Source organism: Bacillus sp. SRL543 (assembly GCF_984799205.1).
Genome location: NZ_OZ481794.1, coordinates 2,440,923 through 2,456,256 on the forward strand (window position 1 = coordinate 2,440,923; position 15,334 = coordinate 2,456,256).

Genomic DNA, 15,334 nt, shown 5'->3' on the forward strand with positions numbered 1-15,334 from the left:
CTCCTTTGCAGTTATTGATAAATCCCTCCAAAGATACTAATTTCTGCATCCTTCAATTGCCGGCTATAGCCTACTTTCCAGATCGTATCGCCAAATTCTGCGAAAATGCTTTTAGTCAGATCGCTGTATGGCTCAGCAAACTCCAGCTGGCAGTCTCCTGCACGTAAAATTACCTGTTCCTCATCAGCCGTCCGCTGAACTTCAGGAGTCCCTTCAAAAAGCCTCGCCCAATTTTTTGAAGTCCTTTCCTTATTCGCTGTGAGAATTTTAATCGATTTCACAGCATATATCTCCTGGCTGGGCAACAGTAGGCCGGCCTCCCTTAAATCCCTGAAACGTTCTTCATCATCTTGTTCCCACTGAATAAAAAATGGATAAGGAAGGAATTCATCTCCTTCTGCAAACAGCATTTTCCATTGAATAAGCTTGCCGTCATTCCTTGTTCTCCTTCCTTCATGAATATAAGTATTGAATCCGTTATGTTTCAATTGATCCTGCAGTTTGCCGATATTATTAGTCCTGAAGCATAGCTGCCCAATTCTTTCCCCTCGTTTTACCCCTTTCGCAAGCTGTTGAATCAAAGGGTTATCAGAAGAAGCAGCAATAGGCACATCCTCTACCGCTAAAAATTCAACATAAGATGAATCGAAGTAAACGACGCTGTTATAAGTTCCCCAGAGAGGATGCCTGCCTCCCATAAAGGCTTGTATTCCTTCTTGTTTCAGCTTTTCCACCGCATCGCTCGGATGCCTGTCAATAAAATGGACGATATGATCAAGCTTTAGATTCATTTTTCATGGCCTCCTTTTCTTTACGCAGCCATTGTGCCGTAAAGTCAACAATTTCCCTCTGATTCATCAGCAGGCATCCAGCTTTTCCAAGCTTCCCTTTTTTAACTGAAAATTCTTTCTCAAAGGCGCGGCCAATTTGAGGAAAGCGGTCGGAATCAACTTCAACTTCTGTATAAGTCTTCCAAATCCTCTTTCCTCCCTCATATATAGCTGAGCCTTGCTCATATGTATGGAAACCGCCTGCCCTGTACTCTCCCAAATGCATGCTTGTGCTATTATCATAGCCCACCCCGATAAGCAGGATCATGCAGCCGTATTCGTACAGCTTCGCCAGGGGGGAATCTTCCCCGAAGGGATAATCGATAGAATGGGTGCACGTGATCTCCTCTGCAAGCGGGCCGACTGCTGAAAACGAAACGGTCGGATGTGCGCTCCGTTTTGCTTCCGGAAATGTGCGGAAAAGCTCGGCAATTCTTCCCATCCCCCTAGTCGGGGTTGTCCTTGGATCATAAGCAGGCATGCTGGCCCTGATTCCTGCCCACCACTCCTCAGGAACAGCAGGATTTTGCCAGAAGCTTGGGTCACTGTTTCCAAGTGACTGGGCAGGCATCACGATCGTGCCCGTGTTCCCGACAGCTTTCTGCAATGCCTGGATGACAGCCTGTTCGGCACCGCATACCCATCCTATCGAGCTGAGGCTTGAGTGAACGATCAAGGTCATTCCCTCTTTTACACCCAGGTATTCGAGGTCCGTACTTAGCGTTTCTGCTGTTATCAGACTGGTGCTTTTCCTTACTGCTTGCTCTTCGCTCATATGCTTCCACTCATTTCTTGTATGCTTCTCACAATCTATTTTACTTTTTTAAAAGAACAAGCGTCTATATTCAAACAATATTAAATTAAAGCTATACCCTTTTTTGGAAAAAATACTCTTATAGGAGCAAACTTTGCTGAAAAAGATACAAAAGGACTAATTATAAATTTTTTACCCATATCGCTTTTCAAAACGTTCACAATCATTTACAATAAGTTAATAGTAAGAATATTCAATTCTTTTTCTGGGAGGAATGCAAAATGAAAATTATGAGTAATGAACAGCTTGTCGTCTCGTATCGTGATGCATTGAAAACTGGCATGGAAAAAGAATGGATCAACATACTTAAAGGTGAAATTCAGCGAAGAGGTCTAAGGCCATTTAAGAATTAAATGAAGCACATTACCCGTTTAGAGCATTCTAAACGGGTTTTTTAGATAATCCGCGTTTAACTTCCCCATTCTTTCCTGATTTTTGTCCAAGCTCCGCCAAGTACATATTATTACTCTTTTCATCCGCTTCTTCTTTTTCCGCCGCAGCAAGCCTCAATGATCTTCTGGTATTCAGCATCATTAATGATCCCTGCTTTTTTCATGATCGCCGAGTAGCTGTAAATTTTTTTTTGGATCCGTCCCATTTTTCCTCACTCCTGCTTTTTATACAGCTTATTCAAAAAAGTACAAAAAGTTTCCTTGAGGAAACTTTTTTAGGTGAATAAAAAAAGCAGAGCCCGTCAGGCTCTGCTTTTTATCTATTAAGCTTCAAAAAGCAATGATTCTGGATCTTCAATCAGTTCTTTAACACGTTTTAGGAAGGTAACTGCTTCTTTCCCGTCAACAATGCGGTGATCGTAGGATAGGGCAATATACATCATAGGGCGGTTTTCCATCTTCTCGGCGTCAATTGCAACCGGGCGCATCTGGATGCTGTGCATTCCCAGGATCCCCACCTGCGGGCCGTTCAGGATCGGAGTTGAAAGGAGTGAACCGAATACTCCGCCATTAGTGATTGTAAAAGTTCCTCCCTGAAGGTCATTCAATGAAAGCTTGTTATTTCTTGCTTTATCGGCAAGATCCATAATGTCGCCTTCAATTTCAGCAAAATTCTTCCGGTCAGCATCACGCACGACAGGTACGACAAGGCCTTCCTTTGCTGAAACGGCGATGCCGATATCATAGAATTTCTTAAGGACTAATTCATCACCCTGGATTTCAGCATTCAATAAAGGATTCTTCTTCAGCGCAGCTACAACAGCTTTAGTGAAGAAGGACATGAAGCCAAGCTTGACGTCATTTTCTTCAAAGAACTTGTCTTTGCGGCGCTTGCGCAGGTTCATGACATTGGTCATATCAACTTCATTGAACGTTGTCAGCATGGCAGCATTCTGCTGAACCTCAACAAGGCGATTGGCAATCGTCTGTCTGCGGCGGGACATACGGACGCGTTCAACAGGCTTGCTGTCCTGTGCCGGCTGGGCAGCAGGTGCCGGGGCTGCTGCTGGCTTTGATTCCTGCTTTGCAGCCTGTGGGTTGTAGCCGGAAACATCATGGGCCCTTACGCGGCCAAGAGGGTCGGCTGTCGGAACCTGGCTGAGGTCAATGCCTTTTTCCCTGGCCATCTTGCGTGCTGCAGGAGAAGCGATCGGACGCTGCTTCTTTTCCTGTTCTTCTTCTGTCTGCGGCTTAGCTTCGTTTGTTACAGGCTCTTTCGGAGCAGCCGGCGGCTCAGATGCCTGAGGCGCTTTCACAGCTGGAGCTTCTTCAGCAGGAGCACTGCCTTCTGTCGCTTCCGTATCAACTGTCGCAATCGTTTCGCCAACCTGGACAGTGTCGCCTTCTTGTGCGCCGAGATCCTTGATGACGCCGCTGTATTCAGAGATGATTTCAACATTGACTTTGTCGGTTTCCAGCTCTACGACATAATCCCCTTTATTGACAAAGTCGCCCGGCTGTTTCAGCCATTGAGCCACCGTACCTTCTGTAATTGATTCCGCCAATTCTGGAACTTTTATTTCTGCCACTTTAAAATCCTCCTTCTTCCGTACGTGTTAAGACTTCATTAATGATGCGCGCTTGTTCTTTTTTGTGGACGTTCGGGTCACCCTCTGCCGGGCTTGAACGGCGGCGTCTTCCGGTATAGGAAACTTTTGCACCGGCTGGAGCCAATTCGGCAAGGCGCGGTTCTACAAAATTCCATGCTCCCATATTCTTCGGCTCTTCCTGAACCCATACGATTTCCTCAACGTTTGGATACTGTTCAAGGATGCTTCTGATTTTCTTCATCGGGAACGGGTAAATTTCTTCGACCCTTAAAATATGAAGCCAGTCAAGCTTAGCTGCATCTTCAATATTTTCATGAAGGTCGATCATGATCTTTCCTGTACCAAACACAATCCTTTTCACCTGATCTTTTGCCTGTCCCAATCCAGGCTGTTCAATGATCGGCTGGAAGGCCCCTTCGCTGAGCTCCAGCCCGTTGGAAGCAACATTCGGGTTGCGGAGCAGGCTTTTAGGCGACATGAGGACAAGAGGCCTTACTTCTTCCCTGTTCAGGATGGCAGCCTGTCTTCTCAGAATATGGAAGTACTGGGCAGAAGAAGTCAGGTTGGCCACTGTCCAGTTGTTTTCCGCAGCCAAGGTCAGGAATCTTTCAACCCTGCCGCTGGAGTGCTCAGGCCCCTGTCCTTCGTAACCATGAGGAAGAAGCATGACAAGTCCGGACTTCTGCCCCCATTTCGCTCTTCCTGCTGAAATGAATTGGTCGAACATGACCTGTGCAGCATTTGAGAAATCTCCGTATTGCGCTTCCCAAAGCACTAGTGTTTCAGGAGCGAATACATTGTATCCATACTCAAAGCCGACTACCGCCATTTCTGACAGCGGGCTGTTGTGGACTGCAAATGATGCTTTGGAAGAAGAAAGCATATGCAATGGTGAATAAGCTTTTCCTGAACTGCTGTCGTGCAGGACTACGTTTCTCTGTGCAAACGTGCCGCGCTCTGAATCCTGTCCAGACAGGCGGATCGGCGTGCCGTCCTTCAGGATGGAGGCGAATGCGAGAGTTTCTGCAAGGCCCCAGTCAATCTTTCCGTTGCCTTCGAGTGCCTCTGTCCTGCGCTTCAAAATCTTATCCAGTTTGTTGAAGACTTTGAAATCTTCAGGCCAAGTGAGCAGCTCTTCATTAATTTGTTTTAATGAACTCAGATCCACGGCAGTCGCCAGTTCAGGAATGCCTTTTTCAACCGTTTCAGGCGGATTGGTTTCCTCGATTTCCTTTTTCTTGTCAGGAACCTTGTTATAGGCCTCTTTGAGCGTTTCAAGAACTTCAGCGCCCAAGCTTTCCAGAGCATCACTGGAAAGAGTGCCGTTTCCTACAAGCTGTTCGCTGTATAGAGTTTTAATGGTTGGGCGCTTATGTATGATATTGTACATAAGCGGATTAGTCGTCATAGGCTCATCCATTTCGTTATGTCCGAAACGGCGGTACCCTATCAGGTCAATCAGGAAATCCTTGTTGAACTTCGCCCTGTATTCACATGCCAATTGGGCTGCAGCTACAACAGCTTCGGGATCATCCGCGTTCACGTGGAGAATCGGAATTTCGTAGCCTTTTGCAAGGTCGCTCGCATATCGTGTTGATCTGGAATCCTGGGATTCTGTTGTAAAGCCGATTGTATTATTGGCAATGATATGGACCGTTCCGCCAGTCCGGTATCCGGTAAGCTGGCTGAGATTCAATGTTTCCGCCACAGTTCCCTGTCCGGGAAATGCTGCATCGCCATGAATCAGAATGGCCATTGCGGAGCTTGGGTCTTCCTTCGGATAGCCGGATTCGCTTCTGTCATCCTGTGCTGCCCTGGTGAAACCTTCGACTACAGCGCCCACGAACTCAAGGTGGCTTGGATTATTAGCGAGAGTAAGCCTGGCTTTGGTAGTATTTTCTTTCTTGATCTGCCTGTCCAGTCCAAGATGGTATTTCACATCTCCTGTCCAGCCGTAGTTGATCCCGATAGAGCCTTCTGAAGGAACAAGCTCTTTATTTGGTGCATGCTGGAATTCAGCGAAAATCATTTCGTACGGCTTCCCAAGGACATGTGCAAGGACATTAAGGCGTCCGCGGTGAGCCATCCCGATATTGATTGTCTTCGCGCCGTCGACAACAGATTCTGCAACAAGCTCGTCCAATAGCGGTACAAGTGTATCAAGTCCCTCGATTGAAAAGCGCTTTTGCCCTACAAAGGTGCGGTGGAGGAATTTTTCAAACTCTTCAACCTCCATCAGCCTTTTGAGGACGCCCACTTTCTTTTCCTTTGTAGGCTCTGCAAGAAGCGTTCCGGTTTCTACCTTATGGCGCAGCCAGTTTTTTTCGTTCACATCATATACATGATGAAACTCAAAAGCTATTGTTTGGGTATATACGTTCTTAAGATGCTCAATGGCTTCATATCCATTGCGGACATGGGCAGGTGCATCTGAACAGATGATCGATGCCGGCACCTGTTCCAGGTCTTTTCTGGATAATCCGTATTGTTCCAGGGACAGGATATCCTTCTCCGGCTTGTTGTTCTTCAATGGGTAGATATCAGCCGAAATATGGCCGTATGCCCTGATATTATCCGCAAGGCGGATAGCTGCCAATGTTTTTTCCAGCTGTCCGGGAGCAGCAGCCTGGACTGGTTTATCATTTTCAATGGTGTTGATCTGTGCTTGTTCAGGAGATCCCCATTTTTCGAAATAGTCTCTCATATCAGCGTCAACTGATTGAGGGTCCTCCAGGAATCTTTCATATAGTTCAATAACATAGCCAAGGTTTGGTCCATGAAACCCCTGTAAAGGTCCCTCGCCGTTGGATGGCGTTTTCATGAAAATTACCTCCGAGTGTTTTTTTAAGAAAACATTTAGTTTCCGGCATTTTATCCCGTAAATTTTTACCCTAATATATGAAATAGTAACGCAAAATTGTATGAATAATAATTTTATTCAGAGGATAAAACGTTTTCAATGACATTTTACCACGCAAATCCCTATCGTACAAAGGATTTAAACTGAAAATTAGAAGAAAAATGAAATTTTTTTTCATTGCTTCAAAATCTATATTAAAAAAATGATTATTCTATTTTTTTCACTCCATATTGAATATAGTAGTGGTATAATAGGTAGATATCTAACTTTAAGGCTGTAAAGGGCTAATGATTTTTTTGAAACTGGAAGCCCAATATTATTCTAATAATCAAAAAAAACCGGTAAAATACCCCGGTCATTTGTGACGGCAAACTTCGATAGAATGCAATATTTTCCGCTGAAGGCCAAGCCGTTTTCCATAACCTCCGCTGATAACCTCTTTCCTTACCCGCTCTTCTTCAAATTCTTTCTATATAAATACCCAGCTGCTTTGCTTTTTTTTGCCTCATAGTGAACAGGCTTTCCTGTCTGCTGTAAGGCGGAAAGACATAAGGCCCTTTGACCGGGATGTCCGCCTGCAGAAAAGGTGTATTGCCTCTCTCTTCAGGCAGCTCGCCGTTTTCAATGTCATCATAAAATAACTGACAGTTTTTCATATGCTTTTGCATGGACTCACCTTCACTTTCCATTCTTCTTAGATCTATTTTATGACAAAAATTCTGAATTTTCATATTTTAAAAATTTCCATTTCTGAATGTATTTTTAAAATATTTTGAAAGTTCATTGACTTATAGTTGAGTCATGTTGTAAAGTATAGAAAATTCAATAACAATATTTCTTATCAAGAGAGGCAGAGGGTACGGCCCTGTGAAGCCTCAGCAACCTTCAATGGAAAACCCATTGAAAAGGTGCTAATTCCTGCAAGTCCTTAATGGGCTTGAAAGATAAGAAGAATGACAAGTGCTGCATCCAAAAAGTCTTCTTCTTATAGAAGACTTTTTTTTATTTTGCAAGAAGCATGATAGCTTGGGCAGATGCACTATGCAGCAAAAAAGGAGTGAAAGCATTGGTGAAGACAGAAACATTATTGGCGCAGCTTGGAAATCGAAGCGATCTGCATACGGGAACCGTCAACCCCCCGGTTTATTTTTCAACAGCTTACCGCCATGAAGGGATCGGCAAATCCAACGGCTATGATTATGTAAGGACGGGGAATCCGACAAGGGAAATCCTTGAGCAGGCGATTAGCAGCCTTGAGAAGGCAGATCAAGGTTATGCATGCAGCTCTGGCATGAGCGCAATCTCCACCGTTTTATCACTATTCCGTTCAGGTGATGAGCTGGTGGTGTCAAAGGATCTTTATGGAGGCACCTACAGACTGTTAGAACAGGGTTTTGCCAAATGGGGGCTGATCTCGAAATACGCAGACACCTCTGATATCGATGCGGTAAGGAGAGAAATTTCACCTCATACAAAAGCAATCTTCCTGGAAACGCCGACTAACCCGCTCATGCAGCAGGCTGACATTGCAGCTGTATCCAGACTTGCCCGCCAGCATGGGCTTCTATTGATTGTTGATAATACTTTTTATACTCCTTTCATTCAGCAGCCGATCCAGCTGGGAGCCGATATAGTCATTCACAGCGCCACAAAATATCTTGGGGGCCATAATGATGTGCTTGCCGGCCTGATTGCTGCACGCGGAGCAGATCTGTGCGCCTCACTTGCCCTTCACCATAATGCTTCCGGGGCAGTATTAAGCCCGTTTGATTCCTGGCTTCTGATGAGGGGGATGAAGACCCTTGCCCTCAGGATGGAAAAGCATGAAAGCAATGCAGGTAAAATGGCAGAATACCTCAGCAGCCATGGATGTGTTGAAGAAGTGCTGTATCCCGGAAAGGGCGGAATGCTCTCCTTCAGGGTCCATGAAGAAAAATGGGTAGACTTATTTCTTCAAAAGCTGAATCTCATCACTTTTGCCGAAAGTCTTGGCGGTACTGAAAGCTTCATTACCTACCCTGCCACACAGACGCATGCCGATATACCGGAAGAAACCCGGTTAGCCAATGGAATCTGCAGGAAGCTCCTCAGGTTTTCTGTAGGCATAGAGGATCCCGGTGATTTGAGGGACGATTTGGAACAGGCTTTCAGCGCCTGTATCGAGGGAGTGAATGCAGGATGAAGGAAGACTGTTATCGATTCGAGACAAAGCTATTGCATAATAAACAGAAAACAGACCCATATACGGGGGCTGTAAGCATACCGATTCATCATGCCTCCACTTTCCATCAAAAGAATCTCGATTCTTTTGGGAAATACGACTATGCACGGAGCCTTAATCCGACAAGGGAGGCGCTCGAAGATGTAATTTCCGGCCTTGAGGGCGGTTCCAGAGGATTTGCCTTTTCCTCAGGTATGGCGGCCATCTCCACTTGCTTCCTCCTTCTATCAAAAGGTGACCATGTCGTCATTTCGGAGGATGTATACGGCGGGACGTACAGGATGGTCACCGAGGTCCTCTCACGCTACGGGATCGATTACACCTTTGCAGATATGACTAATATAGAAGAAGTAAAAGAAGCTGCGCTTCCACACACAAAACTGTTTTATGTTGAAACACCTTCCAATCCTCTCCTGAAGGTTTCGGATATTAGAAGCATTGCCAGCATTGCCAGGCAAAATGGTGCATTAACCTTTGTTGATAACACCTTCATGACTCCGCAGCTTCAAAAGCCGCTGGACCTAGGGGCAGATATCGTCCTTCACAGCGCGACGAAATTCATCTCGGGACACAGTGACGTCGTTGCAGGCCTTTGTGCAGTAAAAGATCCAGGACTTGCTGAAAAAGTGGCCTTTTTGCAGAATTCCTTTGGGGCTGTCCTTGGCGTGCAGGACTGCTGGCTTGTGCTGAGAGGGCTGAAAACCCTTCATGTAAGGCTGCAGCAGTCAATGAAAGCCGCGCAGAAAATTGCTTATTTTCTTCAGAATCACCATCTTGTCAAGAAAGTGCATTATCCGGGGCTTGAAAAGCATCCGCAGTATGAGCTGCAGAAAGAACAGGCAGCCGGGCCGGGAGCTGTGCTGTCCTTTGAGCTTGAGGGCGAGGATGTGCTGAGGAGATTTGCTGCCGCTCTTGAAATCCCTGTTTTTGCAGTCAGTCTTGGGGCAGTCGAATCAATCCTCTCCTGGCCTGCCAGGATGTCCCATGCATCCATGCCTGCTCCGGAAAGAAGCAGACGCGGTATTTCAGATTCCCTTCTCCGCCTCTCCGCAGGGCTCGAAAATCCTGATGATCTGATAGATGATTTCAGCAGGGCGCTTGCTGCTGCAGAGAGAACCTATCATGCAGCGAGGTTGAAATAATGGATTTATTAGAAATAATGGAAAAGCAGATTGTCATTGCGGATGGAGCGATGGGCACCCTCCTCTATTCATATGGGACCGATTTCTGCTCTGAAGAACTGAATGTGTCCCAGCCAGACCAGATTCGAAATATCCATCAAGCTTATATAGATGCAGGCGCAACTCTGATCCAGACAAACACATATGCAGCCAATTACTTGAAGCTTCAGCGCTACGGCCTTGAGGATCATGTAAAGGAAATAAACAGTGCTGCTGTCGCGCTTGCAAGGAAGGCTGCCGGCAATAAAGCCTTTGTTGCCGGCACAATAGGCGGCAACCGCGGGATCAAGCCCAACTCCATATCTTTAGATGAAATAAAGAGGAGCTTCAGGGAGCAGCTTTATTGCCTCCTGATGGAGGGGGTCGATGCGATTCAGCTTGAAACCTATTATGATCTCAATGAACTGGAAACGGTCCTCTCGATCGCCAGGAAAGAAACAGGACTCCCCATCATCGCACAGGTATCACTCCAGGAAACCGGGATCATGCAGGATCATACCCCTATAAGGGAAGCACTGTTTAAATTGGAAGCTCTAGGAGCGGATATCGTCGGGCTGAATTGCAGGCTAGGCCCCCATCATATGCTGCTGACGCTCGAAGAGATTCCCCTCCCCCGGAAGGCCTATTTATCGGCATATCCGAACGCAAGCCTGCCGGCATACACAGATGGAAAATTCCATTATGAAGGTGACGCAGACTATTTCAGGCAGTCGGCCAAAGCTTTCAGAAATCAGGGAGTCCGGCTGCTTGGAGGCTGCTGCGGCACCACGCCCTCCCACATCCGTGCATTTTCAGAGGAATTGAAGGGTGCAGTTCCTTTAGAGGAAAAAGAAATTAAGGAGCCAAAAGTGAGAATTCAGGTATTGCCAAAAGAAGCAAAAAGGGATCAGCCTCCCCTGCAGGATCTGGTAAAGGAAAAGCAGTCGGTCATCGTTGAGCTGGACCCGCCAAGGAAACTGGATACTGACAGATTTTTTGCGGGAGCCAAGGCACTGCAGGACGCAGGGGCCGACGCCATTACGCTGGCTGATAATTCGCTGGCATCCCCCCGTATCTCGAATGAAGCACTAGGCTATCTGGCGAAGACCCGGCTTGGGCTCCGCCCGCTCATCCATCTGACATGCCGGGACCGGAATATCATAGGACTGCAGTCACACTTAATGGGCCTCCATACACTCGGGCTCCATGATATTCTAGCCATAACCGGAGATCCGGCGAGGGTCGGTGATTTCCCCGGCGCTTCCTCTGTCTATGACATGTCCTCCTTTGAGCTGATCCAGATGATCAAGCAGCTGAATGAGGGCCGCTCGGTTTCTGGCAAGGACCTTGGCCAAAAGGCAGCATTCTCCGTTGCCGCCGCCTTCAATCCGAATGTCCGCTCTCTTGAGAAGGCAGTTCAAAGGCTTGAAAAAAAGGCAGCTTGCGGTGCGGATTATTTTATCACCCAGCCAATATTTTCTGAAGAAAAGCTTCTTGAGGTCTATGAAGCCACCAGGCACCTGGAACAGCCGATTTATATCGGCCTGATGCCGCTGACAAGCAGCAGGAATGCCGATTTCCTTCATAATGAGGTGCCAGGCATCAAGATATCAGACAAAATCAGGGAACGCATGAATAGTCTTAAAGATGACCCCCTCCGGTCGGCCCGTGAAGGAATCAGCATAAGCAAAGAATTGATTGATGCAGCAGCAGCGCTTTTCAATGGCATCTATTTAATCACCCCATTCATGAAGTATGAGCTTACAGCCGAGCTTGCAGTATATGCGCGCAGCGAGAAGCTGAAAGCAGCCAGGAGGAGCAAAAATGCCAAAGATATCTCTGTCTGAGAGAATGAATAATAAAATCCTGATCATGGATGGCGCCATGGGAACCATGCTGCAGAGAACGGACCTTTCTGCAGCGGATTTCGGCGGCGAAGAGTTCGAGGGCTGCAATGAGCACTTGAACCTTACAGCTCCAAATGTGATTGAAGAAATCCACATGGCCTACCTAAAAGCAGGCGCCGACATTATAGAAACCAATACTTTCGGGGCTGCAAGCCTTGTGCTTGATGAGTACAGCCTTGGAGAAAAAGCCTATGAAATCAATAAAACAGCATCATTAATTGCAAGGATTGCGGCTGATCGGATGAGCACCTCTTCATGGCCCCGATTTGTTGCAGGTGCAATGGGCCCTACAACGAAAACACTCAGTGTGACAGGAGGAACTACATTTGAAGCACTCGCCCTTTCTTATGAGGAACAAGCCTGCGGGCTGATCGATGGGAAGGCAGATCTCCTCCTTCTCGAGACCAGCCAGGATATGCTTAACGTCAAAGCTGGATACATAGGGATCCAAAACGCTTTTAAAAAGACCGGCATCACTCTCCCCCTGATTGTTTCAGGCACGATCGAGCCAATGGGGACTACTCTTGCCGGCCAGTCTATAGAAGCTTTCTATATTTCGCTCGAACATATGAAACCGCTGGCTGTGGGGCTGAATTGCGCAACAGGCCCGGAGTTTATGCAGGAGCATATCAGGTCTTTATCTTCCCTGGCAAATGCAGCGGTCAGCTGCTATCCGAATGCAGGACTCCCTGATGAAGAAGGCCGCTACCATGAGACTCCGGAATCCCTTGCAGAAAAGCTTGCAGGGTTCGCATCGCAAGGCTGGCTGAACATCGTGGGCGGCTGCTGCGGGACTACTCCGGAGCATATTAAGGCAATTGCTGATAAGATGCACCAATTTAAGCCGCGGAAAATCGCTGCCGGGACTGCCCACAAAGTTTCAGGCATCGAGCCGCTCATCTATGATGACCCTTCCCTCCGCCCTATCATGGTCGGTGAACGGACCAATGTTATCGGATCAAGGAAATTCAAAAGGCTGATTGCCGAGGGCAGATATGAAGAAGCCTCGGAGGTCGCCCGGGCACAGGTCAAAAATGGCGCCCATGTTATTGATATCTGCCTGGCTGACCCTGATCGCGATGAATTGGAAGATATGGAAAACTTCATAAAAGAAGTTACAAAAAAAATAAAAGCTCCGATCGTCATCGATTCTACCGATGAGAAAGTCATCGAAAAAGCCCTCATCTACTTACAGGGAAAATCGGTGATCAACTCTATCAATCTGGAAGATGGCGAGGAAAGATTCGAGGCAATCGCCCCGCTCATACGCCTGTATGGGGCAGCAGTTGTCGTCGGTACCATAGACGAATCGGGCATGGGAGTAAGTGCAGATAGGAAGCTGGAAATCGCAGAGCGCTCCTACCTTCTTCTTGTTGAAAAGTATGGGATTCCCCCAGAGGACATCATTTTCGACCCGCTTGTCTTCCCGGTCGGGACCGGCGATGAACAATACATCGGTTCAGCGAAAGCGACTGTTGAAGGAATCCGCCTGATAAAGGAACGTTTTCCCAGGACCCAGACAATCCTTGGCATCAGCAATGTTTCTTTTGGCCTGCCCCCTGTAGGCAGAGAAATCCTTAATTCCGTCTTTCTTTACCACTGTACACAGGCCGGACTGGACTATGCGATAGTGAATACCGAAAAGCTCGAGCGTTTTGCCAGTATTTCACAAGAAGAAATCGCGCTGGCGGAAAAACTGTTATTCCTTACCACAGATGAAGCACTGGCAGTATTCACTGAATTTTACCGCGGCAAGAAAAAGGAAGAAAAAAGCCTGCTCCCTGATATGAGCCTGGCAGAACGGCTTGCTTATTATGTTGTCGAGGGAACGAAAGAAGGCCTGCTGGCTGATCTTGAAGCGGCAATGACTGAGTACCCTTCGCCTCTGGAAATCATCAACGGTCCCCTGATGGAAGGCATGAAAGAAGTGGGACGCCTTTTCAACGACAACCAGCTGATCGTTGCCGAGGTGCTGCAGAGTGCAGAAGTAATGAAGGCATCCGTTTCCTTTCTTGAACCATTTATGGAAAAAGGAACTTCGTCAGGAAAAGGGAAAATCATCCTGGCAACTGTAAAAGGAGACGTTCATGATATTGGCAAAAACCTTGTTGAAATCATCCTCAGCAATAACGGCTACCAAGTGGTCGACCTCGGCATCAAAGTGTCGCCTTCTGCGCTTATTGAAGCAGTAAAAAAAGAGAAGCCAGATATGGTCGGACTTTCCGGCCTGCTTGTAAAATCCGCCCAGCAGATGGTCGTAACTGCTTCAGATATGAAGCAGGCAGGCATTAATATCCCGATTCTTGTCGGCGGTGCGGCTCTATCAAGGAAATTCACGGATACAAAGATTTCAAGGGAATATAATGGCCTTGTTATGTATGCAAAAGATGCTATGAATGGATTATCGATAGCCGATCAGCTCCGGGATGAACCTGAGTACAGCAGGCTCCTTGCCCAGCAAGAGGAAAAGCGTTCCCTCCCCCTTCCTTCTTCTTCTGGAGAAAGAAAAGGCGGAGCTCCTGCTGCAGTAAAGGAAAGGCCAGCTGTCAGGACCGATGTACCAGTTTATGTTCCGCAGGATTTAGAGCGGCATGTCCTTAAATCCTATACCCTCGGGCATATAGAACCTTATATCAACAGGCAGATGCTTTTGGGGCACCATTTGGGGCTGAAGGGCAATATCAAGAGCCTCATTGATTCTGGCAATGAAAAGGCACTGAAATTGCATGATACTGTAGATTCTCTTATCATTCAGGCAAAAACTGAGGGCTGGATAATACCCGGGGCCATCTACCAATTTTTCCCTGCACAATCAGACGGAAATAAGGTCATCATTTACGACAAAAACAACCATAGCAGGATAATAGAAACATTTGAATTCCCGAGACAGCAGAGTGAACCTTATTTATGCCTTGCCGATTATTTGAAACCTGCTTCCGGCGGGGAAATGGACTATGTGGCCTTTTTCTCTGTTACCGCCGGCAATGGAATCAGGGAGATTGCCGGGAAACTTAAAAAGGCCGGCCGTTTCCTTGAAAACCACGCCCTGCAGGCTTTAGCTCTTGAAACGGCGGAAGGCTTTGCAGAATTAATCCACAGGCAGATAAGAGACCGCTGGGGCTTCCCGGATCCTGTCGGCTTTACCATGAAAGAAAGGTTTTCGGCTAAATATCAGGGTCAGCGCTTTTCATTCGGCTATCCCGCCTGCCCGGAGCTTGAAGATCAGCGGAAGCTTTTTGATCTGATCAAACCGGAAGACATTGGCATAGAATTGACGGAAGGGTTCATGATGGAGCCGGAAGCTTCAGTTTCAGCCATGGTTTTTGCTCACCCGGAAGCGCGATATTTTAATGTTTTGAAAAACTGATGCGGTGGCCTGCCAATGACGGCAGGCTTTTTCGCCGTTTAGAAAACCTTGTAAGGTTCATGGGGAATTAACAATACTTAATTGACGTTCAACAGGTGCGCCTGCTGTATTTTTTTGTAAATTCAATGTAATAGGGTGTAATTTTTACAAAAAAAGTAAATTATAAAATGATT

At 46.9% G+C, this 15,334-nt stretch carries 11 protein-coding genes and 1 riboswitch; of the genes, 5 read left to right on the forward strand and 6 right to left on the reverse strand.

The genetic code is table 11. The annotated features are described in order from the left end of the window. Window positions 1-11 precede the first annotated feature (11 nt). Window positions 12-791 carry a VOC family protein gene (locus AC4E8B_RS12250; RefSeq protein ID WP_490219354.1) on the reverse strand — a complete coding sequence of 260 codons (780 nt, stop codon included), beginning with the start codon at window positions 789-791 and terminating at the stop codon, window positions 12-14. Further along, window positions 775-1,605, reverse strand: coding sequence for an AAC(3) family N-acetyltransferase (locus AC4E8B_RS12255; protein ID WP_490219355.1), 831 nt, complete (start codon window positions 1,603-1,605; stop codon window positions 775-777). The genes AC4E8B_RS12250 and AC4E8B_RS12255 overlap by 17 nt, the downstream gene beginning before the upstream one ends. Before the next feature lie 269 nt (window positions 1,606-1,874). Between AC4E8B_RS12255 and sda the strand changes: the two genes are divergently transcribed. After that, the gene (sda, locus tag AC4E8B_RS12260) at window positions 1,875-1,997 is read left to right on the forward strand and encodes a sporulation histidine kinase inhibitor Sda (RefSeq protein ID WP_346992573.1); all 123 of its coding nucleotides are present in this window, start codon (window positions 1,875-1,877) and stop codon (window positions 1,995-1,997) included. A gap of 119 nt (window positions 1,998-2,116) precedes the next feature. On the opposite strand, the gene AC4E8B_RS12265 is transcribed toward sda, so the two are convergent. From AC4E8B_RS12265 to AC4E8B_RS12280, 4 genes are all read right to left on the reverse strand, one after another. Further along, complete coding sequence (locus tag AC4E8B_RS12265) at window positions 2,117-2,242, reverse strand: hypothetical protein (protein WP_490219356.1); 126 nt, start codon at window positions 2,240-2,242, stop codon at window positions 2,117-2,119. Between the two features lie 117 nt (window positions 2,243-2,359). Further along, window positions 2,360-3,625 (reverse strand): 2-oxoglutarate dehydrogenase complex dihydrolipoyllysine-residue succinyltransferase, encoded by a 1,266-nt coding sequence (gene odhB / locus AC4E8B_RS12270; RefSeq protein ID WP_490219357.1) that lies wholly within the window; start codon window positions 3,623-3,625, stop codon window positions 2,360-2,362. Window position 3,626: 1 nt separating this feature from the next. After that, window positions 3,627-6,467 carry a 2-oxoglutarate dehydrogenase E1 component gene (gene sucA, locus AC4E8B_RS12275; RefSeq protein ID WP_490219358.1) on the reverse strand — a complete coding sequence of 947 codons (2,841 nt, stop codon included), beginning with the start codon at window positions 6,465-6,467 and terminating at the stop codon, window positions 3,627-3,629. Between the two features lie 497 nt (window positions 6,468-6,964). Further along, on the reverse strand, window positions 6,965-7,162 hold the full coding sequence (locus tag AC4E8B_RS12280) for a hypothetical protein (RefSeq protein WP_490219360.1): 198 nt from the start codon (window positions 7,160-7,162) through the stop codon (window positions 6,965-6,967). Window positions 7,163-7,341: 179 nt separating this feature from the next. Next, window positions 7,342-7,457: riboswitch (SAM riboswitch) on the forward strand. Between the two features lie 67 nt (window positions 7,458-7,524). Here AC4E8B_RS12280 and AC4E8B_RS12285 point away from each other — a divergent pair. From AC4E8B_RS12285 to metH, 4 genes are read left to right on the forward strand one after another with little or no spacing between them, the layout of a single operon-like run. Next, window positions 7,525-8,688 (forward strand): methionine biosynthesis PLP-dependent protein, encoded by a 1,164-nt coding sequence (locus AC4E8B_RS12285; RefSeq protein ID WP_490219362.1) that lies wholly within the window; start codon window positions 7,525-7,527, stop codon window positions 8,686-8,688. Continuing rightward, entirely contained in the window at window positions 8,685-9,869 is a 1,185-nt protein-coding gene (gene metC / locus AC4E8B_RS12290; protein WP_490219363.1) for a cystathionine beta-lyase, read from the forward strand. Before AC4E8B_RS12285 ends, metC begins: the two co-directional genes overlap by 4 nt. Further along, on the forward strand, window positions 9,869-11,734 hold the full coding sequence (locus AC4E8B_RS12295; RefSeq protein WP_490219365.1) for a bifunctional homocysteine S-methyltransferase/methylenetetrahydrofolate reductase: 1,866 nt from the start codon (window positions 9,869-9,871) through the stop codon (window positions 11,732-11,734). The genes metC and AC4E8B_RS12295 overlap by 1 nt, the downstream gene beginning before the upstream one ends. After that, window positions 11,712-15,161, forward strand: a complete 3,450-nt coding sequence (gene metH / locus AC4E8B_RS12300) for a methionine synthase (RefSeq protein WP_490219367.1) — start codon at window positions 11,712-11,714, stop codon at window positions 15,159-15,161. Before AC4E8B_RS12295 ends, metH begins: the two co-directional genes overlap by 23 nt. The last annotated feature ends 173 nt before the right edge of the window (window positions 15,162-15,334 follow it).

Excerpts from the sequence above, each read along its gene's own strand:
- AC4E8B_RS12250 (WP_490219354.1), bottom strand. The coding sequence starts at position 791 with ATGAATCTAAAGCTTGATCATATCGTCCATTTTATTGACAGGCATCCG.
- AC4E8B_RS12255 (WP_490219355.1), bottom strand. The coding sequence starts at position 1,605 with ATGAGCGAAGAGCAAGCAGTAAGGAAAAGCACCAGTCTGATAACAGCA.
- sda (WP_346992573.1), top strand. The coding sequence starts at position 1,875 with ATGAGTAATGAACAGCTTGTCGTCTCGTATCGTGATGCATTGAAAACT.
- AC4E8B_RS12265 (WP_490219356.1), bottom strand. The coding sequence starts at position 2,242 with ATGGGACGGATCCAAAAAAAAATTTACAGCTACTCGGCGATCATGAAA.
- sucA (WP_490219358.1), bottom strand. The coding sequence starts at position 6,467 with ATGAAAACGCCATCCAACGGCGAGGGACCTTTACAGGGGTTTCATGGA.
- AC4E8B_RS12280 (WP_490219360.1), bottom strand. The coding sequence starts at position 7,162 with ATGAAAAACTGTCAGTTATTTTATGATGACATTGAAAACGGCGAGCTG.
- AC4E8B_RS12285 (WP_490219362.1), top strand. The coding sequence starts at position 7,525 with ATGATAGCTTGGGCAGATGCACTATGCAGCAAAAAAGGAGTGAAAGCA.
- metC (WP_490219363.1), top strand. The coding sequence starts at position 8,685 with ATGAAGGAAGACTGTTATCGATTCGAGACAAAGCTATTGCATAATAAA.
- AC4E8B_RS12295 (WP_490219365.1), top strand. The coding sequence starts at position 9,869 with ATGGATTTATTAGAAATAATGGAAAAGCAGATTGTCATTGCGGATGGA.
- metH (WP_490219367.1), top strand. The coding sequence starts at position 11,712 with ATGCCAAAGATATCTCTGTCTGAGAGAATGAATAATAAAATCCTGATC.